Raw genomic sequence first — 26,313 nt, forward strand, 5'->3', positions numbered from 1 at the left:
CAATATGAGTCAAAAACAATATTGGAAGGGACTTGAAGAACTGAATGATACTGCTGCCCACAGGGAAGCGGTTGAAAACGAGTTCAAAGAAGATTTACCGTACGATCTGAACGGTAAACTACTTGATGCAACAACGCCCCGCCGCGACTTTTTGAAATATCTGGGATTCAGTACAGCAGCAGCTACTTTGGCTGCCAGTTGCGAAATGCCCGTGCGTAAAGTGATTCCTTATGCGATAAAGCCTGAGGAAATAGTGCCGGGTGTAGCAAATTACTATGCTTCTACATTCGTAGATGGCGGTGATTATTGCCCGGTTGTTATCAAAACCCGTGATGGCCGCCCGATAAAAGTAGAGGGTAACGAAAAATCATCTATTACATGGGGTGGTACTTCTGCACGTGTGCAGGCATCTGTACTGAACCTGTATGATAATGCGCGTCTGCGTCAGCCTTATGCAGAAGGTAAGGAAGCTACCTTTGAAGCTATTGACCGCATGATAAAAGATGGCCTGGCAGGCAATGGTAAAGAAGCATACCTGCTTACTTCAACCATTATCAGCCCGACCACAAAAGACGTAATTGCAAAATTCTTAGCCAAATATCCTAATGCAAAGCATGTAGTGTACGATCCGATATCATACTCAGGTATGCTATTGGCCAACGAAGCCAGCTATGGCAAACGCACACTGCCTACTTATCATATGGATAAGGCAGATACTATCGTGAGCCTCGGCGCAGATTTTCTGGGTACATGGCTTACTCCGATAGAATTTGCAAAGCAATACAGCAAAGGCCGTAAGGTGAGTGCTAAAAACCTGAAGATGTCTAAGCACTACCAGGTAGAGGCGATGCACACTATTACCGGTGCCAAAGCTGACATGCGTGCTACCTGCCGCCCATCTCAAATGGGCCAGATAGCTGCAGCACTGTACAACGCTGTAGTAAATGGCGCTAAACCAAACCTGGGTACGGACAAACTGAATGAAACAATAACAAAAGCGGCGGCTGACCTGAAAAAAGGTAACGGATTGGTTGTTTGCGGTTCAAACAATATGGATATACAGTTGATAGTGAATGCTATCAACGCTAATATAGGTGCTAACGGTACTACCATTAACTGGGCAGTGACCAGCAACAATAAACAAGGTATCGACTCTGATATGGTAGCTCTGACAGAAGCCATGAAGAGTGGTAATGTTGGTGCATTACTGATACACGGTGTAAACCCTGTATACGACTATTTTGATGGTGCCAAATTTGGCGAAAGCCTTAAAAATGTAGCCGTATCTGTTTCCTTCGCAGACCGTTGGGACGAAACAGCACAGGCTTGTAAGTATGTTGTTCCAGACAACAACTACTTAGAGAGTTGGGGAGATGCCGAACCTAAAACAGGTTATTTCAGCCTGATGCAGCCAGGCATAGCTCCACTGTTCAAAACACGTGCATTCCAGGACAGCCTGTTAACATGGGCTGATGCCGGTATGACCTATGGTGATTACTGGAAGAACTACTGGAGTAGTAAACTGGGTGGCCAGCACAACCTGGACATGGCATTGATGGATGGTGTTATTGAGCCAACAGGCGATATGCCGATAGCAGGTATCACTTTTACCGGCAATGCTGAAGGTGCTCTGTCTATTGTACAGCCATCTAAGCCACTGGAAGGAAAAGAACTGGTTGTTTATCAGAAAATATCTATCGGGCATGGCGGTGCATGGAGTAATAACCCGTGGCTGCAGGAGATGCCAGACCCCATAACAAAAGCAACCTGGGATAACTATGTATGTGTTTCGCCTAAAACGGCTAAAGACATGGACGAAGAGTTGACCAGCATTACAGAAGTTGTTAATGCCAAGCGTGTAGTAAAACTGACTACTGCTAACGGTCAGACCATAGAATTACCGATCGTGGTAGTTCCGGGTATGCACAACGATGTAGTAGCCGTAGCTGTTGGTTATGGCCGCGACGCAAAAGTTGGTATGGCTGCGCGTAGTGGTGTAGATAAATTTGGCAAAGAAATAGGCGGTAAGAATGCTTATCCGTTGGTCTCATTCAACGGTAAGACATTTGACTACGGTGGTGCTGTTACAGTTGAAAAAACTGCAAATACACACGATGTTGCCATTACACAAACCCACCACAGCTACGAAGCCCGTCCTATTATCCACGAATATACATTGGAGGAGTTCAGCAAAGAGCCTGAGCACCTGCTGAATACACGTAAAGAAGAATTAGAACATTATGCACACCTGCCATGGGAGCATGGTAGCGATGAACACAAAGGTGGGCACGCTGCTGCGCCAATGGCCGATCATAATGCTGATAACTGGGAAGACGATTATCGTAAGAATGGTACCCTGTACCCTGTATACGACCACCCGGGTATCCACTGGGGTATGTCTATCGACCTGACCAGCTGTATTGGTTGCGGTGCTTGCGTAATGGGTTGCCAGGCCGAGAACAACGTATCAGTGGTAGGTAAAACACACGTACTGAAATCGCAGGAAATGCACTGGATACGCATCGATCGCTATTTCAGTGGTATGCCTGAAGATCCGGACAGCATTCAGACAGTATTCCAGCCGATGATGTGCCAGCACTGTGACAACGCTCCTTGTGAGAACGTTTGCCCTGTTAACGCAACCAACCACAGTAGCGAAGGTCTGAACCAAATGGCTTATAACCGTTGTATCGGTACTAAATATTGCGCAAACAACTGTCCGTACAAAGTACGTCACTTCAACTGGATGGATTGGAACGGTGCTGACTCATTTGCAGACAACCTGTATGAGGACTACCGCCGTGATGATATGAACAGCGACCTGACACGTATGGTATTGAATCCTGACGTGACAGTACGTAGCCGTGGTGTGATGGAAAAATGTAGCTTCTGCGTTCAGCGCCTGCAGGAAGGTAAACTGGCAGCGAAGAAAGATGGTACTCCGTTGAAAGATGGTGTAGTGCGTACCGCTTGCCAGCAGGCATGCCCTACTGACGCGATCGTATTCGGTAACGTGAACGATAAGAACAGCGCGATATACAAATTGCGCAAGCAGGAGCAGAAAGAGCGTGTAAACTACGTTCTGGAGCAGATACACACATTGCCAAACGTTAACTATCTGTCATTGATACGTAACACGGATAAGATAGTAGCCGGCGATATGGATGCGGACAAAATGGTAAGTCCATTGATGTTTTAATTGAACGTTGAATAATTAGCGAAAGCTATTAATATATTTTAAAAGATATTACTAATTACGTGCTATGCATTTGAAGTACGAATCGTTTGTTAGAGAACCGTTAGTAGATGGTGATAAGACCTATCACCAGGTAACAGAAGACATTGTTCGTCCTATTGAGCAGAAACCGGGCCGCATGTGGTATGTTGGTTTCTTCTTTTCGGCAGCTCTTCTGGCTTTCGGTGTATTCTCAGTTTGGTGGGAAGTTTATTTTGGTATCGGTGTATGGGGTATCAACCGCACTGTAGGTTGGGGATGGGATATCACCAACTTCGTATGGTGGGTCGGTATCGGTCACGCCGGTACGCTGATCTCTGCCATCCTGTTGCTGTTCCGCCAGGGCTGGCGAACCGGGGTGAACCGTGCTGCAGAAGCGATGACCATATTTGCGGTAATGTGTGCGGGTCAGTTCCCGATATTCCACATGGGTCGTGTATGGAACGCTTTCTATGTACTGCCTTACCCGAATACACGTGGTGCTCTGTGGCCTAACTTCAACTCTGCTTTGATGTGGGACGTGTTCGCGATCTCTACCTACTTTACGGTATCATTGTTATTCTGGTACTCAGGCCTTGTACCTGACTTTGCAACTGTACGTGACCGTGCAAAGACAAAATTGCGTAAACGCCTGTATGGTTTGGCTTCTTTCGGCTGGACAGGTACTGCTAAGAACTGGCAACGTCATGAGGCACTTTCTCTTGTGCTGGCCGGTTTGAGTACACCATTGGTACTTTCTGTACACACGATAGTATCTTTCGACTTTGCTACTTCAGTTATACCGGGATGGCACACTACCATCTTCCCTCCATACTTCGTTGCGGGTGCGATATTCTCAGGTTTTGCCATGGTACAAACGCTGCTTATCGTATGCCGGAAGATCATGGGTCTGGAAGACTATATCACCGTAGGCCACCTGGAAGCAATGAATAAAGTAATTGTACTTACCGGTTCTATCGTAGGTGTTGCCTACCTGACCGAGCTGTTCATGGCCTGGTACAGTATGGTACCTTATGAAAAAGCGGCATTCCACTGGCGTATTATGGGTCCATACTGGTGGAGCTACTGGGCGATGATGACCTGCAACGTGGTTTCTCCGCAGTTGTTCTGGTTCAAGAAGCTGCGCCGTAACATTCCGTTCACGTTCTTTATGTCAATCATAGTGAACATTGGTATGTGGTTCGAGCGTTTCGTGATCATCGTAACATCTCTGTACCGCGATTACCTGCCGGGTAGCTGGACGTATTACAGCCCTACATGGCCTGAGATAGGTTTCTACCTGGGTACATTCGGACTGTTCTTTACATGTTTCTTCCTGTTTGCTAAATACTTCCCTGTGATAGCTATTGCAGAGATCAAGTTCGTACTGAAAACTTCAGGTGAAAGCTACAAGAAGAAAATGGAAGTTATTGAAGAGCAGAGCACTGAAGAGTTCATTGCTCAACATGCTCATCACTAAAATGAATGCAGGGCTCGCTCTGGCTTGTCCGGTAAATGAAATAAAGTTTTTTTGAACATTGCCCCTGTGGCTAACTGTCAAATTGAATAATTAATAAAAATGGCTATAAAAAAATTCGCGGTTGGGTGTTATGACGACGAAGCGGTACTGTTCCCGGCAGTGGAAAAAGTTCGCAACAGTGGTTATAAACTGCATGACGTGTACACTCCTTTCCCTGTTCACGGGTTAGACAAAGCATTGGGCCACAAGGATACAGACCTGCACGTTGCCGGTTTTATATACGGTATCACAGGTACCAGTACAGCCTTGGGGTTCATGAGCTGGATATTTACCAGCAACTGGCCGACCAACTTTGGCGGTAAGCCTCACTTCGCCTTACCTGCATTCATACCAATTACTTTCGAGACTACGGTATTGTTTGCAGCGGTAGGTATGGTACTTACCTTTTGCTACCTGAACCAGATCATGCCGGGTGTTAAGAAACACGTGTTTCACCCACGCCAGTCTGATGACCTGTTTGTAGTGGCTCTGGAACTGAATGAGCATACTTCTGAGCAGGAAGTGAAGGATTTCCTGAAATCGACCGGTGCACAGGAAATATCCATTCAAATGGCAGAGAGTGAATGGTGGTATGGCCGTTTTGACAAAGAAGAAGAGTACGAGAAACTGAACGCGGCAGTATAATTTTTATAAAAGCTTTTTGATAAGAATATAGATATTGATTTATGAATAAGACCAAAGGCATAGTGATTGCAATTCTGGCGATAGGGCTGGGTCTTACGGCGTGCAACTCAGGTAGCATCCGTCGTAACCCGGGTAAAACCTATGCACCGGACATGACTTATTCACGTGCATACGATGCTTATACAGCTAACCCGAACTTTGCAGATGGCGAAACAAGCCGCCTGCCGGTAGATGGTACAGTTGCACAGGGGCACGAACTGCCTGACCACCTGGTAGAAGGAGATACCAATGCGTACAAGACCTTTACTACCAACCTGCGTTTCAACGCAGCTGAAGTAGAAGAAGGTGGCCGCTTGTTCAATATTTACTGTGGCATCTGCCATGGTACGGCTATGGACGGACAGGGACCGCTGTATACTAGCGGTAAGTTTGCAGCTATGCCGGCTAACCTGAAAGATGCTAAGTATATGGCCATGTCTGTGGGCACCATGTACGCGGCAATCAAATATGGTAAGAATGCGATGGGCTCTTATGCCAGCCAACTGGATATCAAACAGCGCTGGATGGTAATAGCATATATTAAGAAGATGCAGGCCGACAATGGTGGCAGCCCCTTTACTTTAGGCGCTGCTGAGCAAACGGCAATGGCTGCACATGAGGAGACTGAAACAACAACACACTAAAAGATTTAATAAACGTACTTCTAATAGCATACACAATGAATGAACGTTTTGAGTTCCCGGCAAGAATTAAGAAGACCAGTATCGCATTAATGGTGATAGGCTTGCTGGTACTTATAATAGGTGGAGTAACTATGCTGGGTAGTAGTGACCACAATGCCCAAACACGCTTTTGGTTAGTGCTCTTGCAAACCAGTGTATTCTTTTTGCTGGTAACTGTAGCGAGTGTATTTATACAGGCAGCTGCATCGCTGGCTCAGGGTGGCTGGCTGGTAGCCTACAAAAGGGTGCCCGAAGCGATAGGCGCCAATGTATGGGTATTCGGTTTGATAGCAGGCATAGTATTAATGTACATCGCATTCGGATTTAATGTTGGTGGTCACAACCCGATTTACCACTGGGTACATCCTGAAGGAGACGCTGTGCTGGAAGGTAAATCAGCATTCCTGAATAAGGGCATGTTTGCAGGTTTCACTATTGTTACTATAGCTTTATGGGCTTTCTTCGGTCGCAAATTCCGTGCATTATCACTGGCTCAGGAAAAAGCGCCTAAGAATAGCACAAAGATTTACTGGACCATGTTCAAATGGTCTGCAGGTTTCCTGTTGGTATACGCGTTGACACAAATGAGCACTACACCATGGATGTGGATCATGAGTATTGATGCTCACTGGTATTCTACCATGTTCAGCTGGTACACTTTTGCCAGTGCGTTCGTGAGCGGCATGGCAATTATTATGTTGTTCGTCCTAACTATCAAGAACCAGGGACAATTTGAGTTGGTAAGCAAAGAGCACATCCACGATATTGGTAAATTCATGTTCGCTTTCAGTATATTCTGGACCTATGTATGGTTTGACCAGTACATGCTGATTTGGTACAGTAATATACCTGAAGAAACAACATATTTTAAAATTCGCCAGCAAGGGCCCTACTCACTGATATGGTATGCGGTATTCATTATCAACTTCTGTATGCCGGTACTCATATTAATGTCACGCCCAAGTAAACGTAACTATTTTACCGTTACCTTTATGGCAATGGCTATAATATTCGGTCACTGGCTGGATTTCTATATCATGACGATGCCTGGTCCGTTAGGAGCCAACTGGCAGTTGAACTGGTATGAGCTGGGTATTTTTGCAGGTTTTGCAGGTTTGCTGATGTTCCTGGTGTATACGACATTATCAAAGGCATCATTAGTACCTGCTAATCATCCGTTGCTGAAAGAAGCTATCTTGCACGAAAGTCCATAAGATAGAGGTGTGAGTAAGAACAACAAGAATTTAATTAATAAAAGAAACTATTAAGATAACTGACCATGTCGGGATTTATTTCAATATTTTTAACGTGTCTGGTATTCTTTATCATATACCAGATCGCTAAGGCAAGTGAATTAGCTTCCATTCTTAGGGGTGAAGAAAAGTCCAGGGCACAAACCAACCGTTTAATGGCCTGGTTGTTAGTGCTGATGTTCCTGCTAGGATTGTGGGGCGTTTACGAGTGTCACTTCTCGTTGATTGACAAAATGTTGCCGGTATCAGCGTCTGACCACGGAGTACAGTACGACAAAATGTTGCTGATTACGCTCTTGGTGACAGGTGTCGTATTCTTCCTGACACAGACAACTCTGTTTTGGTTTGCATTTAAATACCAGTCCGGCGACAAGCGTACCTCCGTTTTCTTCGCGCACAACAATAAATTGGAAATGGTATGGACAACTATCCCAGCGATAGCCATGGCTATACTCGTGATAGTAGGTTTGAAGAACTGGAATATTATGGCATCAGAAGCTCCGAAAGAGGCAATGGTTGTTGAAGTAGTAGGTAAGCAATTTAACTGGATAGTGCGCTACCCGGGCAAAGATGGAGTTTTGGGCAAAAGGGATTTTCGCAGTATTAATGATATTGATAATGTACTGGGTCTTGATTGGAGTGACAAGAACAATATGGATGATATCATCCTGCAAAATGGTGAGCTCCACTTGATAAAAGACAAACCTGTGAAGCTCGTTATCGGTTCTCGAGATGTAATACATGATGTTGGTTTACCTCACTTCCGTATGAAAATGGATGCCGTGCCTGGTATCATCACTACAATGTGGTTCACCCCAACGGTTAGTACCGAGGAAATGAAACAGATCACCGGAAACCCGGACTTTGTTTATGAAATATCATGTGACCAGATGTGTGGTAAAGGCCACTATTCTATGAGAGGAACCGTGATAGTACATACGCAAGAGGAGTATGATGCATGGATAGCAGGACAGCAGTCTTATTATGCTATGAATAATGCTCCGGCTGAGCAGCCTGAACAGAAAACTGATAGTGTTAACGCAATAACGATGAAGTAATCGTTCCGATACGATCCGGGACAAAAAAAGTGCAAAAAATGAGCGACGTTATCATTCAAGGACCTAATGTAGCGCACACAGAACATGCGCATGGAGAGCATCATGGCCACGAACACCATGAGCAGCATTTCATTTTGAAATGGATATTCAGTATGGACCATAAAGTGATAGGAAAACAATTCCTGATCACGGGTATATTCTGGGCCGTAGTGGGTGCATTGATGTCTGTATTTTTCCGTTTACAGTTAGGTTTCCCCGACGAGACTTTCCCGATCATGGAGAAATTCCTTGGCGAGTGGGCAAAAGGCGGTAAACTATCTCCCGAATTCTACTATGCGTTGGTGACTATGCACGGTACAATACTGGTATTCTTTGTGTTGACGGCAGGTCTGAGCGGTACATTCGCCAACCTGCTCATTCCTCTGCAGGTAGGTGCACGTGATATGGCTTCACCATTTATGAACATGTTGTCTTATTGGTTCTTCTTTCTGGCAAGTGTAGTGATGTTCATCTCTCTGTTTGTACAGACAGGTCCTGCATCAGGTGGCTGGACTACCTATCCTCCATTGAGCGCACTGAAAGAGGCGTCTTTGGGCTCTGGCTTGGGTATGGATCTTTGGTTGGCAAGTATGTCATTGTTTGTGGTTTCGTCACTGTTGGGTGGCCTTAACTACATCTCTACTATCTTAAATATGCGTACCAAGGGTATGACCATGACCCGTATGCCATTAACTATCTGGGCATTGTTGTTCACGGCTGTATTGGGTGTATTGTCATTCCCGGTTCTGTTCTCTGGTTTCGTGCTGCTGATATTTGACCGTAACTTCGGTACCAGCTTCTACTTGTCAGAAATATTCATTGCAGGCAAAGCTCTGCCTAACATCGGTGGTTCTCCAATCCTGTACCAACACTTGTTCTGGTTCCTGGGTCACCCTGAGGTGTATATCATTATGCTTCCAGGCATGGGTATGGCTTCTGAGGTATTATCATGCCACAGCCGTAAACCTATATTTGGTTATTTTGCGATGATCATATCATTAATAGGTATCACAGTTCTGGCCTTCCTGGTATGGGCACACCATATGTTTGTAACGGGTATGAGTCCGTTCCTGGGTTCAATATTCGTATTACTTACTTTATTGATCGCTGTCCCATCTGCTGTAAAAGTGTTCAACTGGCTGACAACTATGTGGAAAGGTAATATCAGGCTGAACGTACCAATGATGTTCGCTATAGGTTTCGTTTCCCTGTTTATTTCAGGTGGTCTTACGGGTATCTTCCTGGGTAACTCAGCACTTGATATCCATCTGCACGACACTTACTTTGTAATTGCCCACTTTCATATTGTAATGGGTGTGAGTGCATTCTTCGGTATGTTTGCCGGCGTATACCACTGGTTCCCGAAAATGTTTGGTCGATTTATGAACAATACCCTCGGTTACATTCACTTCTTCCTGACATTCATCGGTGCTTACCTGATATTCTGGCCGATGCACTATGAAGGTATAGCTGGTATGCCACGTCGTTACTACGATTACTCTGCATGGGAGTCGTTCAGTCAGTTTGACAGTCTGAACAGTTTCATCAGTATCGCGGCCATCCTGGTATTCTTTGCACAATTGTTGTTCGTGGTTAACTTCTTCGTAAGTATCTTCCGCGGCCGTAAGTGCCTGGTTCAAAATCCATGGGGTTCTCCTACACTTGAGTGGACGACTAAGATCAACCCGGGACACGGTAACTGGGAAGGTGAGATACCAACCGTATATCGTTGGCCATACGATTACAAGGATGACGGCAACGGGAATGACTTCATTCCACAGACTGTTCCGCTGAAAGAAGGCGAAGAGTCACACTAATTCGGACGTTTACCATTATTATATACAAGGCTGCCTTCTGGCAGCCTTTTTTGCTGGCAATAATGTTAAATCCGCAGTTATTAACAAATACCTGAAAACAATTTCAGTTGTATATAGTTTTAATGTTAGCGGTTGACAAATAGCTAAAAGTATATACCAACAATAAAAAAACAGATACTATGGTAAACAACGGAGAACATATAGGCGATATGACAACAATGGTAACTGTTACCAATACAGCGATTAAACGCGGGTATACGGAGAACTTCAAGATGACCACAAAAGGTTTGTATGCTCCTACTACAAAAATAAGCTACCTGCCGAATGAGGTTGTTATAGATAACTTTTATCGTTTTGAAGGCCAGTCGTCACCTGAAGATAATGCTATTCTATATTTGATTACATCTCATGACGGGATAATGGGCATGCTGATAGATAGTTATGGGGCTGATGCAAATGAAGATATCAGTAAGTTTATTAAAGAGGTTGAGGATATACAGAAGACAGTTTCAGGCCATGAACAGAAACCTCTCTAATTGTGAGATTTTGCTATTGCTTCCAGGTAATAAGCAGCAGCAGGTTAATAGCGGTTGCAACAGCAAAGATGATAGCCAATGTAGTTTTGCCAGAACTGTAGAGCAATGTTGTAGCTATACCAAATAGCAGTAGTTTGCCCGATATCTTTACAGGCAGTTCGAGAGTGATTATTGCCTTAGGTGATAGGAATATGCCCCATATGCCAATAAAAATTGCCGGTACTCCGATGCCTGCAAGTATTCTTATCAGCAGGCTATGTTTAAGATGAAACCCCCAGTATGCCACTATTGCCAGCATACAAATCTCAAGCGTGAATGCTAATACAAGGTTCAGTGTTTTAATAATACCCAACATAATAAACCGGATTATATATTGAAAATACAACAGCCCCGAATGTACGGGGCTGTTGTAAAAATCATATTAGTTGTTGACCAGTTTCTCAATTGCGGTATCATATGCATCTTTCCAATCGTTGATGCTACCCCAGTTCTCGCCGTCAATAGCAATATTGCCATCTGCTTTTACACGTCCTATTGGAACATGGTAGTGACCTTCCATAGCCGCTTCAAACGCATGTCTTTCTTCGTGACTCACACTCACTACCACTCGGCACTGTCCTTCGCCAAACAACCAGGCATCTTTACGGATGTTGGCATCGCTGGTCACTTCAAAACCCATGTTGTTCTTAAAGCAGCTTTCAATCAATGTGGTGAACAACCCACCTTCTGATATGTCATGTGCAGAGTGAACCATTTTATTGCGGGCTACTTTCAGCACTCGTTGTTGTAGTTGGTGTTCCTCTTCCATATCGAAGTATGGGGCCGGGCTGTACTCTACGTTACATAGTTTGTGCAGGTACTCTGAACAGTTAATATCACCCCTGTTTTCACCAATTACATATATCAGATCGCCATCATTTTTGAAATACATGGTCATTTTCTGCTCCAGGTGATCCAGAACGCCTACCATACCAATGGTTGGTGTAGGATAAACCGGTCCGTCATCGCTGCTTTGGTTGTAGAAGCTTACGTTGCCGCCCGTAACAGGCGTGCTTAACTTACGGCAAGCATCGCCCATGCCTTTAATTGCATTTTCGAATTGGTAGTATACTTCAGGATTGTAAGGATTCCCAAAGTTCAGGCAATTAGTTACTGCTACTGGTTCACCACCACTACATACTATATTACGTGCTGCTTCACTTACAGCAATCATAGCTCCTTTGTACGGGTCGGCAAACACATAACGGCTGTTACAGTCTGTTGTGCAGGCTATGCCTTTTGTGCTGCCATGCACACGAACAACGGGGGCATCACTTGGCTCATTGGTTTGTGTATTTCCAGTGCCTACCATACTGTCATACTGATCGTATACCCAACGCTTGGAGGCTATAGTAGGTAGCTGTATCAACTGTTTTGCAGTAGCTTTCAGATCGGCCGGTACAGGCACTTCATCCTGTACAAACGCACTTATCTTCTTTAAGTATTCGGGTGTTTTTGACTCTCTGGTATAAACAGGAGCACCACCGCCCAGCACCAGGCTTTCGGCAGGTACATCAGCTACCAGCTCATCATTCATGTAATATTTCAAACGACCGTCTGTAGTTACTTCTCCTATCTGCTCGCAGTGGATATCCCACTTGTCGAATATCTTCTGTACTTCAGCCTCACGTCCTTTTTTTACAACTATCAACATACGCTCCTGGCTTTCACTCAAGAGCATTTCCCATGGCAGCATATTGTCCTGACGGGTTGGTACTTTGTCCAGGTGAATGATCATGCCATGTTCACCTTTGGCGCTCATCTCGCTGCAAGAGCAGGTGATACCTGCAGCACCCATGTCCTGCATACCTATCAGTGCGCCGGTAGGAATCACTTCAAGGCAGGCTTCTAATAATTTTTTCTCTTCAAACGGATCGCCTACCTGTACGGATGGCAGGTCATTAGCACTATCTTCTGTTATATCTGCTGACGCGAATGAAGCACCACCTATCCCGTCTTTACCAGTTGCAGCACCAACAATAAATACTGAGTTGCCTTCTCCGTGCGAAGTGGCGGAAACAGTTTGTCCAGCTTTTACAACGCCCACGCTCATGGCATTCACCAAAGGGTTGGTCTGGTAACAACTTTCAAAGTATATCTCACCACCAACGGTCGGTACGCCAAAGCAGTTGCCATAGTGGCCGATACCTTTTACTACTCCTTTCAGAAGCCACTTTGTCTTAGGATTATCCAGCCTGCCGAAACGCAGTGAGTTAAGCGCTGCGATAGGGCGTGCCCCCATAGTAAATATATCGCGGTGTATTCCACCCACACCTGTTGCAGCGCCCTGGAAAGGTTCAATTGCGCTGGGGTGATTATGACTTTCTATTTTGAATACGCATCCAAGCCCGTCACCTATATCTACCAGGCCGGCATTCTCTTCACCGGCTTTCACCAGCAGTTTGTCACCATCACGTGGTAATGTCTTTAATAACGTAATAGAATTTTTGTAGCTGCAATGCTCACTCCACATTACCGAGTACATGGCTAACTCGTTGAAGTTGGGCGTGCGTCCCAGGATTTCTTTTATCTGTTCAAACTCTTGTTCTAAAAGGCCAAGTTGTTTGGCTTGTTCTAATGTTGCCAGCATATCGGCAGTTAGTTTAAAATGTGGTATAAAATAGAGATGCAAAAGTACATCTTTCGTAGCCAATTGGGAAAACTCATTCAAGTTAAACTCATCACCGGATACCTATTAGATAAAATTTAAAAGCATTAATGTATTAAAAATAATATTGATTAAATAAAAAAATCTATGTTAATACAATGTAACGAATGCTCGTATCAATTAAATGTATTATTTTTTAATACAAATGCAAAGTCTTGATAGTCAAATCATAGCTTAAAAATCAATCATAATAAATTATTTTAATATCAAAAAATGTTGCACATAGCGTAAAATTTCCATTTTTTTGATAGGGCTGAGTTTATTACATTTGTGTCAAGTTGTGAATTTAATGGGTTAGTAAGTAAGAGCCGCGGGATTCTTCCGGTGGCTCTTTTCTTTTGTATTAACTTTAGCGCATGGCAAAGACCAAATCAGCTTTTTTCTGTCAGCAATGCGGATACGAGGCCCCCAAATGGGCCGGCAAATGCCCGTCCTGCGGGGCCTGGAATAGTTTTGTGGAAGAGGTTATCCAGCGGGAAGACAAATCGAAAACCAAGGTGACCGATTGGGATGACGCGGCTAAGGAGCTGCGCAAAGCCCGTAAACTGGACGATATCACGCCCCAGAATGAGGCCCGTATCATAGCCCCTGATGTTGAACTGAACCGTGTATTGGGTGGTGGTGTAGTGCCCGGGTCGGTAATTCTCATAGCAGGTGAACCGGGCATCGGTAAGTCTACTTTATTCCTGCAATGTGCACTGCAGTGGAATAATATTTCTATATTATATGTATCGGGAGAGGAGAGTGCTGAGCAGGTAAAACTGCGCGCGGAAAGATTGGGTGTAAAGAATGAAAACCTCTACTTACTCACGGCAACTGATACGGCAACTATTTTCAAAGAAGTAAAAAATGTACGTCCGCAATTAATAATTGTTGATTCGATACAGACATTGGAATCACCTTATGTAGAGTCGGCAGCAGGTAGTGTGTCGCAGGTGCGTGAGTGCGCGGCTGAGCTGCAACGTTTCGCCAAGTCGAGCAATGTACCTGTTTGCATCATAGGCCATATTACAAAGGACGGTTCCATTGCCGGCCCAAAGATTCTGGAGCATATGGTTGATACGGTATTACAGTTTGAAGGTGATCGACATTATGCCTACCGTATTCTGCGTACTATAAAAAACCGTTTCGGTTCAACATCTGAAATGGGTATATACGAAATGGTGACAACAGGCATGCGTCCTGTATCCAATCCGTCTGAAATATTATTGTCTCAACACGACGAACCCCTCAGTGGTATAGCCATAGCGTCTACAATGGAGGGCTTGCGCCCGCTGATGATAGAAGTTCAGGCATTGGTAACACAGGCTGTATATGGCACGCCGCAACGTACTGTAAGCGGTATGGACCTGCGCAGGCTGCAATTGTTGCTGGCCGTATTGGAAAAACGTGGCGGTTTCCATTTTGGTGCCAAGGATGTATTTGTGAATATAGCGGGTGGTATCAAAGTAGAAGATCCGTCTATAGAACTGGCAGTGGTATGTGCATTACTATCTTCTTACGAAGATAAAGCCCTGCCTTCTAATATATGTTTGGTGGGAGAGGTGGGCCTGTCGGGCGAGATACGCGCGGTAAACAGGATAGACCAACGCATAGCAGAGGCTGATAAGCTGGGTATGGATGTGATACTGATACCCAAAGCCAATGCCAAAGGGCTGGACATGAAGAATTATAAGATAGAAGTGAAGACCGTGAATAAAGTAGAGGATGTGTACAGGATGTTGTTTTAATAATTATGCACTTAGAACGATCAACATATATTATTGATATCAGCTTGGAACAATTCTCTGAATACGGAGAACATTATAATGTTAAGCAGTACACTAATGGAGACATATATAATGTCCTCGTTATCACCTGTAATGCGAGTGAAGGGAATATGATATCAAAAGCAGTTATTAATGCTGCCGGAGCAATATTAGAGCCTCATAAAGACAGAATGATAACTGAAGATAAGTCTATCGTTATATGTGTTGGAGGTGATATCTGCTGTTTGAGTATACCAAACCTGGATTTAGAATGGAGGGTTTTGGCTGATGAGGCTTGTTGTTTTTCAATTCAAAGATTTAGTAATGGTTATATAGTACATGGAGAACTGGCAATTACGCATATAAGTTTAAAGGGTGAAATAATTTGGCAGTTTTCAGCAAGAGATATATTTGTTACTTATCAACCGGTGGAAAATGGTTTTGTCATAGAGAACGATATCATTAAAGTCACTGATTGGCAAGGCTTTGAGTATCATTTGGATAAAAATGGCAATTGTATAAAAGAATTTAAATGTTAGCATGAACAGTCTGATAGAAGGTCTGAGTCACCTTGTCTACCCGCGCCTGTGCGAGGGGTGTAGCAAACCCTTGCTGGCAGAGGAACAGGTGCTGTGTCTGAATTGCAGTATATATAACCTGCCACGCACGGCATACCACCATATTCACGAGAATGAAACCTTCATGCGATTTGCCGGCAGGGTGCGGATAGAAAAAGCTACATCACTGGCATATTTTACCCCAAATGGACTGCTGCAACACCTTTTGCATGGGCTGAAATATGATGGTAAAAAAGAAATAGGCACCTACCTGGGTACACAACTGGGCTACGACCTGTTGCAAACCAACTGGCAAGAGGGTATTGATGCTATTGTTCCCGTGCCATTGCACCCTGAAAAGGAGGCTATACGCGGCTTTAACCAGGCTTTGCTCATAGCTGAGGCCATAAGTAATGTGTTAAGCCGACCGGTATTAAAAAAAATAATAAAGCGTACCCGTTTTACAGAGACACAGACCCAGAAAACGAGAGAGGAGCGTATGGAGAACATGCAAGGCGCTTTCGAGGTGTTGAAGGTGGAACAGCTGCGGGATAAACACATATTGTTAATTGATGATGTATTGACCACGGGAGCTACTTTAGAGGCTTGTGCACAGTGTTTATTAGCAGTTTCAGGGGTTAAGGTGAGCATTGCCACTATTGGTATTGCCGGGTGACAAAGAATTATTATTTTCAATTCTACCTAACTTATTGCATTTTAGCAGTATTAGAACTAATTTAAAGGCAATTTTTATATAGGCTGTCCTATTTAGATCAATACAAAAGAAACTTTATGAAAAAACATTTTTTGCTCATCGGTTCGTTGCTGTTCTCATCAATGGTATTCGGTGCGGGCTACCAGCTCAACCTGCAAGGCATGAGGCAACTGGCTATGGGTGGTACAGGTGTAGCAGTACCGTGGGATGCATCTACTATTTTTTACAACCCGGCAGGCCTTACATCCATCCGCAACGTGCAGGTATATGGTAGTATGAATGCGCTTATGCCGCGTACACGTTATGTATCAGCGCCTACGGGCACAGACATACAAGACGCTGCTGCGAAAACATACACGCCGTTCAATGTGTATATAGGTGGGCCATTAGCATATAAAAGTCCCGTTAGTATCGGCCTTGGTGTATATACTCCATTTGGTACGGGTATCAGCTGGGATGACAACTGGACGGGTAGGTATATGGTGCAGAGTATTAGTTTGCAGACAGTTTTCTTTCAGCCTACTGTGAGCTATCAACTTACTGATGAGATATCAGTAGGTGCCGGTTTTGTATATGCAATAGGCAATTTTGATTACACAAAAGCACTGCCTCTTACCAATGCTAACGGACAGGAAGCTAATGCTGAGCTTACCGGCAAAGGACATGGTGTAGGTTACAACCTGGGTATACATATCAAAGCGAATGAGAATGTACAATTTGGTATCAACTACCGCTCGCAAGTGAATATGAAAGTGAAACGCGGTTATGCCAGGTTCTCCAATATACCTTCCTCGGTGTCTTCATCATTTATCAACACAGCATTTGAATCAAGTCTGCCAATGCCGCAGGTATTGTCTATCGGTATGGGCTGGCAGATCAACGAGAACCTGAAGTTGCAGGTAGATGCGAATTATACAGGTTGGGCTGCTTACGATACACTGAGTTTTGATTTCGAAAATAATACGGACAAGTTGGATGATATACATTCAGCCCGTCGTTACAGGAACACGGTTACACTTCGTGCGGGTGTTCACTATACTTTCAGGAACGATCGCTGGGCAGGTATGTTGGGAACAGCATATGACCCGTCTCCTGTAAGGGAAGGTTTCCTGGGGCCGGACCTGCCTGATGCCAAGCGCTGGTTAGCAACAGGTGGTTTGTCTTTCAAAATATCTGAAAGGTTATCTGCTATAGGTGTTGTAGAATATGTATTTTCTGAAGTACGTACAGGCTTAAGTACAGAGAATGGTTTCAAGGGTAAATACCATACCAAAGTGATCAACCCGGGATTGGCTATTACTTACGATTTCAACTAAAACAATTAATTCAACTGCAATGAAGAAGTTATATATATTAGGTTTGGCGGTATGCGGAATGGCTGCGTGTAAACCCAACATAGAGCCAAAAGCACCTGAAAGAGGCGATGCCGATTTCAGTGCATACCTGGCAGCAGGTAGCTCGCACACTGCGGGTATCATGGATGGTAGTTATTACCTGGACGGACAGATGAACAGTTACCCCGCAATGCTGGGCGAAGCTTTCAATGCCGTAGGCGGCGGAAATTTCAAACAACCATTGGTACCGGGTAATCACGGCTGGCCAATTGGCAAACTGATACTGGATTATGTACAAGGGCCATGCGACAGTACGCCAAGATTAGCACCCAGGCCTTTTACAGGGGCATTGGATACTACAGGAACTGCCAGCAATATATATAGTAGCGAAGGCCCGTTCGGTAATATGGGTATACCAGGTAGTAAAGTTACAGACTACCTGATTCCCGGTTATGCAATGGCTAATCCGTTTGCGGCACGCATGTTCAAGAAAGCTCCTACTGCCAGGGCTGTAGACGAATTATTATTACCTGAGCATACTTTCTTTACATTATGGCTGGGTATGAATGATGTACTGGACTATGCTACTATGGGTGGCGACACTGCCGGTCCGTCTAAATTCCGTAACAAGCTTACAGAGCAAAGCAACTTCAGAACTGCATACGACAGCGTATTGAATACACTGACCCGTAACGGTGCCAAAGGTGTGGTTATGACCATCCCCGATGTATTGGATATGCCATTCTTCAATGTTATTCCGGCTAATGGTCTTGAGCTGAATGCAAAAGATGCTAATGCGCTCAACCTGGCTTATAACAGCACACAGGTGCACTTTGATGTAGGTATGAACTATTTCGTTATCGAAGACCCGAAACAACCAACCGGATTCAGGCAATTGGTTGCAGGCGAAAAAGTAAGAATGGATGTACCCATCGATTCTATTAAATGTAAAGGTTGGGGTTCTAAAGTGCCAATGCCTGCACGTTATGTAATAACATCGGATGAGGTTTTGGCTATCAACAATGCTATAGAAGGTTATAACTCCTCTATAATTAAACTGGCAGCAAGCTATAAAGTCGCAGCTTCTGATGTAAGGTTCTTCATGCGTGGCGTTACTGATAACGGCATACAGTTCAACGCTGCTGATTACAGTGTGAAATTCGTTTCAGGTGGTATATATTCTTTAGATGGTATACATTTCACTGGCAGGGGTAACGCTTTGCTGGCAAACAGTGTGATAGGGACTATCAATGAGTATTACGGTTCATCATTACCACCTATTGATGTGAATCGTTTTTCACAGGTACGTTTACCATAATTATATTTCAACGATATATTTTATAGCCCCTGCTATGCAGGGGCTTTTTATTATTGGGTAGGTCTGTATACATTACCTTCTTTGCCTACAACAGTTATTTGTTGGCGGCGGATAAATCTCGGGTTTTGGTAAAATAACAGGGTCCTGTCATCTATATATACATTTTCCAGCGACCAGATATCAGAAAATGCGTTTGTTAGCCTGATAACTCCACAACGTACAGCATCCAGTTCTTGCAGCTTTTGCATTTTCGATACAGATTCAGGTATGGTGATCAGCAGGTTGCGGTTAATATAAAAGAAATGCAACTCGTCAAGGTCACCAATGTTCTCAGGAAGATCTTGCAGGTAATTGTTGCCAACATCCAGTAATTCCAGTTTCCTGAGTTGTGTAATGCCTGCCGGCAGATGCCTGAACCGGTTCCAGTTCAGCCTCAGTACTGTCAGGTTCTTTAATTTACCGATGCTTTCAGGTAGCGTGTCCAGTTCATTACCTGAAAAGCTAAGTTCATTTAGTTTGTGCAGGTTGCCGATGCAGTCAGGTACCTGTATGATGCCATTATAGGCCAACGATAGCTCTTCAAGTTGTGTCATATTACAAAGATCCTCAGGAATATTTGCTATATGGTTCCTTACCAGGAGCAGAGTTTTTAGTTTTTTACATCTGAACAATGACGGTGGTAACTTGCTGATGTTGTTATTGCTTAGATTTAGTTCTTCAAGATTCGGGAATTGATCCAGCACGTCAGGAATGCTATCCATTTGCTGGAAGGTGATCTTGATCTTGCGTACCTCATGCCTGTTTTTTAAAGCGGCTTCCCAACTTCTGTAGTCGCCATAATTACCTGCCCGTACCTGGTATGCTGCCAATAATATGACAAAATACAGGATGATATGTTTGCTCATGATATGCTCTTTATGTAGGTCATCTGATAACGGTTCACTTAAAGTTACGAATAGCTGTAATATTATCTGTCATGTGATTTTCTCCCTTTCTGTATCTATACATCAGATGCATCAGTTGTGTCTTATGTATCTTTGCGGTACAATTTTAACTATGGGTAAATTATTTACGGTATTGTGTTGCCTGTTTATGTTTACGGCACCAGCACAGGAGCAAAAGAAATTACTAAGTCCAAAAGCATCATCAACTTATGGCGATGTCTCTGTGACATATGGCCAGCCTTCTAAAAGAGGTCGTGTGATATTCGGTGGCCTGGTACCTTACGATTCGGTATGGCGTACAGGTGCCAATGAGGCTACAGAGATAACATTTAAGAAAGATGCTGTTTTTGCCGGTAAAAAAATAAAAGCAGGTACCTACACACTGTTTACTATCCCTTCAGAAAGACAATGGCAGATCATCCTGAATAAACAACTGGGACAGTGGGGGGCTTATGAGTATGATAAGTATAAACGTAAGAATGTACTACGGGTTACAACACCTGTTTATGAGTTGAAGGATATGCTGGAAAAGCTGACTATTACTGTAAAAAAGGACAGTTTATCTATTGAATGGGACAGAACAGGTGTAGCTGTTCCGGTCGAAATATTAAAATAGATATTAGAGCATAATATGTTATTCCTGTTTCGTCGGTTAATCTTCCCGTTTCGTCTTATTTCAATTTTCTATGGATATATGGCGATATATATTTGTATCAGCTTCTTAAAGGAGCTTTATTCCAAGAGCATAGGAGTAAACATAGGTAAACGGCAAAACAGTGGCACGCTTTCCAGCGTGCTATTGTTATTTTATACCCGGTCTTCAGCTATATCTATCCATGCTCCGGTTCTCACCCGCTAATTTTGTCTATATTAACGTTCTATTTTAAAGATTATGAAGATCATACCAGGAGATATTAAGACAGGCCAGTTGCATGGTTATTTATTAGGTGCAGTGGCTCCCCGCCCTATATGTTTTGCCAGTACTGTGGATGAAGATGGAAGGCCTAATCTTTCGCCTTTCAGCTTTTTCAATGTTTTTGGCAGCAAACCACCTATCGTGGTATTCTCTCCGGCACGCAGGGTTAGGGATAATACTACCAAGCATACCCTGGAAAATGCCAGGCGAACAGGAGAGGTTGTTATCAATATAGTCAATTACAATATCGTGCAGCAGATGAACCTTGCGAGCTGCGAATACCCGGAAGGTGTTGATGAGTTTGTCAAATCGGGCCTCACACCCATTGCGTCCGATTTTGTAAAGCCTTTCAGGGTAAAAGAATCTCCCGCACAACTGGAGTGCAAAGTGAAAGAGATTATAGAGACAGGCAAGGAAGGCGGTGCCGGCAACCTTATTGTGTGCGAGGTAGTATGTATGCACCTGGACGATAATGTATTAGATGCAAACGGTATCATTGACCCGAATAAAATAGACCTGGTAGCCAGGATGGGCGCTAATTATTATTGCCGTGCCTCGGGCAATGCGGTATTTGAAGTGACAAAACCCAATCTTGAATTAGGTGTAGGCGTAGATATGTTGCCTCAATCTATAAGGAAGAGCCACATACTCACGGGTAACGATCTGGGTATATTAGGCAATTGCACTTCTGTTCCTGCCAAAGATCCCAACTTTACTGATATAGAACTAAACCGCTTGTTGGCAGACAATAAAGGCGATAAAGCAGCTACAGAAGCTGCTATGCATAGCTATGCCCGTTTGTTAATAGCAGCAGGCGAAATTGATAAAGCTTGGCAGGTATTATTATTCGATATTTCGTAACTTATTGATATACAGATTTCTGTGTTGTAAATTTTGTTAACGCCCGGTTAACTGGTTGCAAATGCACCGTTAACCGGGCGTAAATATTTCCCATATGTGTACCGGCGTCGCATCTTTGTATCGTCAATAACGACAAACACAAACAACAAACATTTTTTAAACAAACAACCAAACTAACAAAAACAGACAATTATGAAAAAGATCATCGCAATCGCAGTTTTCGCTTCAATCGGTTTCGAAGCTAACGCTCAAAACCAGGCTAACCAAACCTCTTCCGCTTCTCAAACTACCAACCTGGTACTGAGCAACGCAATCGAGATCACTTTTACAGGTAACAGCTCTGCTACAGGTGCTGACGTGACTATCCCTTTCACAACAGTTAACGACTACGCTAATGGTGTTGAGAGTGATGCACAGGAACTGAAAGTACGTTCTAACAAGAATTTCTCAGTAGCTGTTAAAGCTAACGCTACAAACTTCTCATATACAGGTAACACTACCCCGGCTCCAACTATGCCTGTAAGTGGTGTTCTGGCAGTAAAAGTAACAGCTAATGGTACAGGTGGTTCTATAGCCAGCCCGTTCTCTTCAACTGCTTACTCTACCCTGACAGCTTCTAACCAGGACCTGATCACAGCAGCTGACCGTGGTGGCAACCAGACTTTCAGTGTAAAGTATAAAGCTACTCCAGGTTTCGCTTACCCTGCAGGTACTTACGCAGTAGACGTAGTGTACACTGCTACTCAGGAATAAGTTTTGTCTCTCTCGTAATAATTAAAAAAGCCCCTGCTTCTGCAGGGGCTTATTGCGTATATACAGTTCATTCTTGTTTGTTAATTACTTGTTAATGGCTTGTAAAGCGGTCGTTAATGAACATGTTAACATTTGAAGCATTGACACTCCCTGACCATATTTGCATGGTTACAAGGGGATACAATTTTAGCTTGACATACATACAGGGGAAAGAATACATCATCAGCCATTTATTGCATCCGTTATTTATAGAGGAAAAAGAAACATACAGAATATTGTCGGCAAGCCGTGTTTGCCGGTAAATGTTCTGAGTAAGAGTCTCTCTCTTATCCCTTATATACAGAGGTCCTTTTCAGGGCCTCTATTTTTTTGACAATATAAAAACGCCCGTAGGTAGAAACATACGGGCGTTTATCATTTTATGATAATACTAATTACATCTGTTGATTAGCAACCAGGTGCACCTGGAGGTTCACTTCAGGGCGAATGAACTTGTCACCCAGGCTCTGATCATTTCCATACACCATCTCCCACTGTGTACGGTCAATATTAAAATTGGCATCGGCTGTTACGTTGCCATTGTTCATGTCAACTTTGGCTGGGAAAGTTATGCTTTTGGTGATACCCTTTAAGGTCAGGTTACCTGTGATCATATGTGTGGCATCTTTCATTACAAGGGCATTTGTGTCACCTGTACCCTCAGTTACATTGGTGATCTCAAATGTGCCGGTAGGATGATTTTCTGCATCGAAGAAGTCCGGGCTCAGCAGGTGACCCTGCAATTTTGCGTTATACTCATCGTTCTGATCATCGGGTGCCAGGCTTTTGATGTCAATGGTAAAGTTGCCACCTTGCAGCATATTGTCAGAGACAATAAGTGTCCCGTTTTGCAGGCTGAATGTACCATGGTGTTGACCAACCGGCTTGGTACCAACCCACTCTACCTTACTCTGGTTCACATCAGCTACATAATCTGTACCTGTTACCTGTTCTGTTTCTTGTGCTTCAGAGGCTTCCGCGTTATCAGCTTTGGGTGCGTCCTGGCATGAGGCAAGTAAAATGGTGCCTGATAAAATTGTCAAAAATAATTTATTAGTGTACATACATTAATTGTTTCAACAAATGTATGTACATAAATGTTATGATAGTGTTACATTGCACTAAGGAATTTCTATATCGGTATAATGAAAAATATTTCAGCAAGTGAACTAAAGGTGTGGATGCAGCAGCAGAGGGTTTTTGCGCTGGTAGATGTACGCGAAGAATGGGAACATACAGCATTCAATATCGGGGGTAAAAACATTCCGTTGGGAGAATTAATACAAAGAAAAACTGAAATAGATCCAAATAGACCGGTTGTTGTTTATTGCGAGAAAGGTGTACGTAGTGTAATAGCCATCCAAAGGCTTGGTCAACATGGTTTTATGTCACTATACAACCTGAAAGGAGGCATGTCTGCCTGGCGCGATCAGTGATAACTTCCATGCTGCCAACCCTTTACATTACACCTGAAATTTATTAGCTTAGCAGGTTGCAGAAACAGAGTTGAGGCATAAATGAACAAAGGTTACAGACATTTTAAAGTAGTTATTGCCAGGGCCTTTTTATTAATGGTTCTTATCATGTTCGCTTTCTTTTCAGGTTTTGCACAGGATGCAAAACCGGCAGAAAGGCCGAAGGATGTTAAAGTGGTACGGGAATTTGAAGATGGTAAGGGTAATATTGTACGCGAATTACAGTACAAACGTGGCTCAATTATCATTACGGAGACGGTAATAATGCCCAAACCTCAGAAGGTGTCTTCCGGCATGGCCATACGTCCCGACACGCTCAACAGGGATTCACTCATCATATTTGTAGATAAAACACATTATACATTGATGGTGTTCTACAAACACAAGCTTATACGTCGTTATCGTGCAGTATTCGGTCCTAACCCTCAGCTAAATAAACAAATGGAGGGCGACAGGAATACTCCTGAAGGCTGGTTTACCATTACCAGGCTTAACCCCAACTCCAAGTACAATAAATTTATGGAGTTGAGCTACCCGGATGAAAAGCACCGCGAGAACTTTCAAAGATTGAAAGAGCGTGGTGTGATACCCAAAAACGCACGTATTGGTGGAAATGTAGGTATACACGGAATATGGGATCGTGGCGATGACATGATAGAACTGGGTGTAGGTTGGACGGACGGTTGTGTCGCCCTGAAAAATGCGGATATGGACGAGCTTTACAAAATTGCAGGCATGGGTACCCGTGTTTTCATCAAGAAATAAGGGATGCTACTTCCTTTCTTTCCAGAGATCGTTGAAAGATTTTGCAGGGAAATTTAATGGAGCGCGATCAGATACCCAATTTTCTTTAAAAAGGGTATTCACCACTTTACTTTTCATATTGCCACTGGCCATATTTACTAAGCGGCGGTTGAGCATAGCCAGTTTCCACATCTTCCATCCGCTGCTTTCGGCAAAGTTGCCCAGTTTCTCTTCAATGGCTATATGCCTGTTCTCCAGCAGCATTTCATGAATATTGATCTTTACAGGGCACGCTTCTGTACAGTTGCCGCAGAGGCTGGAGGCGTTGCTCAGGTGTTTGAACTCACTCATGCCCTTCAGGTGTGGTGTGATCACCGAGCCTATCGGGCCGCTATATGTAGTGCCATAGGCATGCCCACCTATGTTCTTATACACAGGGCATACATTCAGGCAGGAGCCGCAACGGATGCAGTACATACTCTCACGCACCTCCTCACGCAGCAGGTTGGTACGGCCATTGTCCAGCAGTATCACATACATTTCATCCGGTCCATCGGTCTCGTCCTTGGCGCGAGGTCCGCTGAAGATGGTATTATATACGGTCACATTCTGCCCGGTGCCATAAGTAGCAAGTAGCGGCCAGAACAATGACAAGTCGTTGATAGAAGGCAGTATTTTCTCAATACCTACAATTGCGATCTGTGTTTTGGGGAAGGCGGTAGACAGGCGTGCGTTACCTTCATTCTCACTCACGCATACGGACCCTGTATCAGCTATCAGGAAGTTGCCGCCTGTAAGGCCTACCTGTGAGCTGGTATATTTAGCACGAAGTTTTACACGCGCTATTTGTGTCAATTCGCTGGGAGTCAGGTTCGGTGCTGTGCCAAGTTTTTCATGAAACAGTTTCGCCACATCCTCTTTGCTCTTATGCATAGCCGGTGTCACGATGTGATAAGGTGCCTCACCGTCCAGTTGTTGTATATATTCGCCCAGGTCGGTCTCTACAGATTCAATATTATGTTTGGCCAGGAAATCATTCAGGTGTATCTCTTCTGTCACCATTGATTTTGACTTCACCACCTGCTTGGCATTTTTGCTCTTGCATATCTGCAAAACAGCCTCCAGCGCTTCATTGGCATCTTCTGCCCATATTACTTTACCACCCCTTGCTGTGAAGTTGGTCTCAAAAAGTTCCAGGTTCTTGTCCAGGTTCTCTATGGCCTTCCACTTGATATTCTTGGCTCTTTTACGGGCAAGGTCCAGATCAGCATATTGCTGTTTGCCCTTTACTACAGTAGCGGCATACTTGTCAATGTTGAAACTCAGCTTGCGCTTATGTTCAAGATCTGCAGCTTTTACCTTGCTTTTTGCTAAAAATGTGGCCAGATTATCACTCATC

Annotated in this window: 23 protein-coding genes; 18 read left to right on the forward strand and 5 right to left on the reverse strand. The window is 43.9% G+C overall.

Going from position 1 to position 26,313, the window contains the following annotated elements; all coding sequences use genetic code 11:
* Positions 1-4: 4 nt before the first annotated feature.
* The 8 genes from H6550_02700 (at position 5) to H6550_02735 (ending at position 10,803) form a co-directional block, all read left to right on the forward strand.
* On the forward strand, positions 5-3,199 hold the full coding sequence (locus tag H6550_02700) for a TAT-variant-translocated molybdopterin oxidoreductase (GenBank protein ID MCB9045029.1): 3,195 nt from the start codon (positions 5-7) through the stop codon (positions 3,197-3,199).
* A 64-nt stretch (positions 3,200-3,263) separates the two neighbouring features.
* The gene (nrfD, locus tag H6550_02705; GenBank protein MCB9045030.1) at positions 3,264-4,694 is read left to right on the forward strand and encodes a polysulfide reductase NrfD; all 1,431 of its coding nucleotides are present in this window, start codon (positions 3,264-3,266) and stop codon (positions 4,692-4,694) included.
* Between the two features lie 99 nt (positions 4,695-4,793).
* The gene (locus H6550_02710) at positions 4,794-5,378 is read left to right on the forward strand and encodes a DUF3341 domain-containing protein (GenBank protein ID MCB9045031.1); all 585 of its coding nucleotides are present in this window, start codon (positions 4,794-4,796) and stop codon (positions 5,376-5,378) included.
* A gap of 41 nt (positions 5,379-5,419) precedes the next feature.
* Positions 5,420-6,061, forward strand: coding sequence for a cytochrome c (locus tag H6550_02715; GenBank protein ID MCB9045032.1), 642 nt, complete (start codon positions 5,420-5,422; stop codon positions 6,059-6,061).
* Positions 6,062-6,096: 35 nt separating this feature from the next.
* Entirely contained in the window at positions 6,097-7,314 is a 1,218-nt protein-coding gene (locus H6550_02720; protein ID MCB9045033.1) for a quinol:cytochrome C oxidoreductase, read from the forward strand.
* Between the two features lie 194 nt (positions 7,315-7,508).
* Positions 7,509-8,411 (forward strand): cytochrome c oxidase subunit II, encoded by a 903-nt coding sequence (locus tag H6550_02725; protein MCB9045034.1) that lies wholly within the window; start codon positions 7,509-7,511, stop codon positions 8,409-8,411.
* A gap of 38 nt (positions 8,412-8,449) precedes the next feature.
* Positions 8,450-10,267 (forward strand): cbb3-type cytochrome c oxidase subunit I, encoded by a 1,818-nt coding sequence (locus tag H6550_02730; protein ID MCB9045035.1) that lies wholly within the window; start codon positions 8,450-8,452, stop codon positions 10,265-10,267.
* Positions 10,268-10,446: 179 nt separating this feature from the next.
* A complete protein-coding gene (locus H6550_02735; GenBank protein ID MCB9045036.1) occupies positions 10,447-10,803 on the forward strand; it encodes a hypothetical protein in 357 nt (118 codons plus the stop codon).
* A gap of 13 nt (positions 10,804-10,816) precedes the next feature.
* On the opposite strand, the gene H6550_02740 is transcribed toward H6550_02735, so the two are convergent.
* Both H6550_02740 and purL read right to left on the reverse strand, forming a co-directional pair.
* Positions 10,817-11,158, reverse strand: a complete 342-nt coding sequence (locus H6550_02740; protein ID MCB9045037.1) for a YrdB family protein — start codon at positions 11,156-11,158, stop codon at positions 10,817-10,819.
* Between the two features lie 66 nt (positions 11,159-11,224).
* On the reverse strand, positions 11,225-13,432 hold the full coding sequence (gene purL / locus H6550_02745) for a phosphoribosylformylglycinamidine synthase subunit PurL (protein ID MCB9045038.1): 2,208 nt from the start codon (positions 13,430-13,432) through the stop codon (positions 11,225-11,227).
* Between the two features lie 434 nt (positions 13,433-13,866).
* On the opposite strand from purL, the gene radA reads away from it, so the two are divergent.
* The 5 genes from radA to H6550_02770 all read left to right on the forward strand — a co-directional run bounded on the left by radA (position 13,867) and on the right by H6550_02770 (position 19,182).
* Positions 13,867-15,240: a DNA repair protein RadA gene (gene radA, locus H6550_02750; GenBank protein ID MCB9045039.1), complete on the forward strand. Its 1,374-nt coding sequence runs from the start codon at positions 13,867-13,869 to the stop codon at positions 15,238-15,240.
* A gap of 5 nt (positions 15,241-15,245) precedes the next feature.
* Positions 15,246-15,797, forward strand: coding sequence for a hypothetical protein (locus tag H6550_02755; GenBank protein MCB9045040.1), 552 nt, complete (start codon positions 15,246-15,248; stop codon positions 15,795-15,797).
* Between the two features lies 1 nt (position 15,798).
* The gene (locus H6550_02760; GenBank protein ID MCB9045041.1) at positions 15,799-16,491 is read left to right on the forward strand and encodes a ComF family protein; all 693 of its coding nucleotides are present in this window, start codon (positions 15,799-15,801) and stop codon (positions 16,489-16,491) included.
* Between the two features lie 116 nt (positions 16,492-16,607).
* A complete protein-coding gene (locus H6550_02765) occupies positions 16,608-17,846 on the forward strand; it encodes an outer membrane protein transport protein (GenBank protein ID MCB9045042.1) in 1,239 nt (412 codons plus the stop codon).
* Positions 17,847-17,865: 19 nt separating this feature from the next.
* Entirely contained in the window at positions 17,866-19,182 is a 1,317-nt protein-coding gene (locus H6550_02770) for a hypothetical protein (GenBank protein MCB9045043.1), read from the forward strand.
* Between the two features lie 50 nt (positions 19,183-19,232).
* On the opposite strand, the gene H6550_02775 is transcribed toward H6550_02770, so the two are convergent.
* A complete protein-coding gene (locus H6550_02775; GenBank protein ID MCB9045044.1) occupies positions 19,233-20,087 on the reverse strand; it encodes a leucine-rich repeat domain-containing protein in 855 nt (284 codons plus the stop codon).
* Positions 20,088-20,238: 151 nt separating this feature from the next.
* On the opposite strand from H6550_02775, the gene H6550_02780 reads away from it, so the two are divergent.
* From H6550_02780 to H6550_02790, 3 genes are all read left to right on the forward strand, one after another.
* Positions 20,239-20,742, forward strand: a complete 504-nt coding sequence (locus H6550_02780; protein MCB9045045.1) for a DUF2911 domain-containing protein — start codon at positions 20,239-20,241, stop codon at positions 20,740-20,742.
* Positions 20,743-21,018: 276 nt separating this feature from the next.
* Complete coding sequence (locus H6550_02785; GenBank protein MCB9045046.1) at positions 21,019-21,903, forward strand: flavin reductase family protein; 885 nt, start codon at positions 21,019-21,021, stop codon at positions 21,901-21,903.
* Positions 21,904-22,095: 192 nt separating this feature from the next.
* Positions 22,096-22,656 (forward strand): hypothetical protein, encoded by a 561-nt coding sequence (locus H6550_02790; protein MCB9045047.1) that lies wholly within the window; start codon positions 22,096-22,098, stop codon positions 22,654-22,656.
* A 434-nt stretch (positions 22,657-23,090) separates the two neighbouring features.
* On the opposite strand, the gene H6550_02795 is transcribed toward H6550_02790, so the two are convergent.
* Positions 23,091-23,738, reverse strand: coding sequence for a YceI family protein (locus H6550_02795; protein MCB9045048.1), 648 nt, complete (start codon positions 23,736-23,738; stop codon positions 23,091-23,093).
* Between the two features lie 102 nt (positions 23,739-23,840).
* On the opposite strand from H6550_02795, the gene H6550_02800 reads away from it, so the two are divergent.
* The gene (locus H6550_02800; protein ID MCB9045049.1) at positions 23,841-24,131 is read left to right on the forward strand and encodes a rhodanese-like domain-containing protein; all 291 of its coding nucleotides are present in this window, start codon (positions 23,841-23,843) and stop codon (positions 24,129-24,131) included.
* A gap of 81 nt (positions 24,132-24,212) precedes the next feature.
* The gene (locus H6550_02805; GenBank protein MCB9045050.1) at positions 24,213-24,935 is read left to right on the forward strand and encodes a L,D-transpeptidase; all 723 of its coding nucleotides are present in this window, start codon (positions 24,213-24,215) and stop codon (positions 24,933-24,935) included.
* Positions 24,936-24,941: 6 nt separating this feature from the next.
* Here H6550_02805 and H6550_02810 read toward each other — a convergent pair whose 3' ends face one another.
* Positions 24,942-26,312, reverse strand: a complete 1,371-nt coding sequence (locus H6550_02810; GenBank protein MCB9045051.1) for an iron-sulfur cluster-binding protein — start codon at positions 26,310-26,312, stop codon at positions 24,942-24,944.
* Position 26,313: the final 1 nt, after the last annotated feature.

It is taken from the genome of Chitinophagales bacterium (genome assembly GCA_020636495.1).
GTDB lineage: Bacteria > Bacteroidota > Bacteroidia > Chitinophagales > Chitinophagaceae > UBA5543.

Excerpts from the sequence above, each read along its gene's own strand:
- H6550_02780 (MCB9045045.1), top strand. The coding sequence starts at position 20,239 with ATGGGTAAATTATTTACGGTATTGTGTTGCCTGTTTATGTTTACGGCA.
- H6550_02775 (MCB9045044.1), bottom strand. The coding sequence starts at position 20,087 with ATGAGCAAACATATCATCCTGTATTTTGTCATATTATTGGCAGCATAC.
- H6550_02730 (MCB9045035.1), top strand. The coding sequence starts at position 8,450 with ATGAGCGACGTTATCATTCAAGGACCTAATGTAGCGCACACAGAACAT.
- H6550_02700 (MCB9045029.1), top strand. The coding sequence starts at position 5 with ATGAGTCAAAAACAATATTGGAAGGGACTTGAAGAACTGAATGATACT.
- H6550_02765 (MCB9045042.1), top strand. The coding sequence starts at position 16,608 with ATGAAAAAACATTTTTTGCTCATCGGTTCGTTGCTGTTCTCATCAATG.
- H6550_02805 (MCB9045050.1), top strand. The coding sequence starts at position 24,213 with ATGAACAAAGGTTACAGACATTTTAAAGTAGTTATTGCCAGGGCCTTT.
- H6550_02790 (MCB9045047.1), top strand. The coding sequence starts at position 22,096 with ATGAAAAAGATCATCGCAATCGCAGTTTTCGCTTCAATCGGTTTCGAA.
- H6550_02735 (MCB9045036.1), top strand. The coding sequence starts at position 10,447 with ATGGTAAACAACGGAGAACATATAGGCGATATGACAACAATGGTAACT.
- H6550_02715 (MCB9045032.1), top strand. The coding sequence starts at position 5,420 with ATGAATAAGACCAAAGGCATAGTGATTGCAATTCTGGCGATAGGGCTG.
- H6550_02725 (MCB9045034.1), top strand. The coding sequence starts at position 7,509 with ATGGCCTGGTTGTTAGTGCTGATGTTCCTGCTAGGATTGTGGGGCGTT.
- H6550_02755 (MCB9045040.1), top strand. The coding sequence starts at position 15,246 with ATGCACTTAGAACGATCAACATATATTATTGATATCAGCTTGGAACAA.
- H6550_02785 (MCB9045046.1), top strand. The coding sequence starts at position 21,019 with ATGAAGATCATACCAGGAGATATTAAGACAGGCCAGTTGCATGGTTAT.
- H6550_02770 (MCB9045043.1), top strand. The coding sequence starts at position 17,866 with ATGAAGAAGTTATATATATTAGGTTTGGCGGTATGCGGAATGGCTGCG.
- H6550_02760 (MCB9045041.1), top strand. The coding sequence starts at position 15,799 with ATGAACAGTCTGATAGAAGGTCTGAGTCACCTTGTCTACCCGCGCCTG.
- H6550_02810 (MCB9045051.1), bottom strand. The coding sequence starts at position 26,312 with ATGAGTGATAATCTGGCCACATTTTTAGCAAAAAGCAAGGTAAAAGCT.
- H6550_02800 (MCB9045049.1), top strand. The coding sequence starts at position 23,841 with ATGAAAAATATTTCAGCAAGTGAACTAAAGGTGTGGATGCAGCAGCAG.
- H6550_02720 (MCB9045033.1), top strand. The coding sequence starts at position 6,097 with ATGAATGAACGTTTTGAGTTCCCGGCAAGAATTAAGAAGACCAGTATC.
- nrfD (MCB9045030.1), top strand. The coding sequence starts at position 3,264 with ATGCATTTGAAGTACGAATCGTTTGTTAGAGAACCGTTAGTAGATGGT.
- H6550_02710 (MCB9045031.1), top strand. The coding sequence starts at position 4,794 with ATGGCTATAAAAAAATTCGCGGTTGGGTGTTATGACGACGAAGCGGTA.
- purL (MCB9045038.1), bottom strand. The coding sequence starts at position 13,432 with ATGCTGGCAACATTAGAACAAGCCAAACAACTTGGCCTTTTAGAACAA.
- radA (MCB9045039.1), top strand. The coding sequence starts at position 13,867 with ATGGCAAAGACCAAATCAGCTTTTTTCTGTCAGCAATGCGGATACGAG.
- H6550_02740 (MCB9045037.1), bottom strand. The coding sequence starts at position 11,158 with ATGTTGGGTATTATTAAAACACTGAACCTTGTATTAGCATTCACGCTT.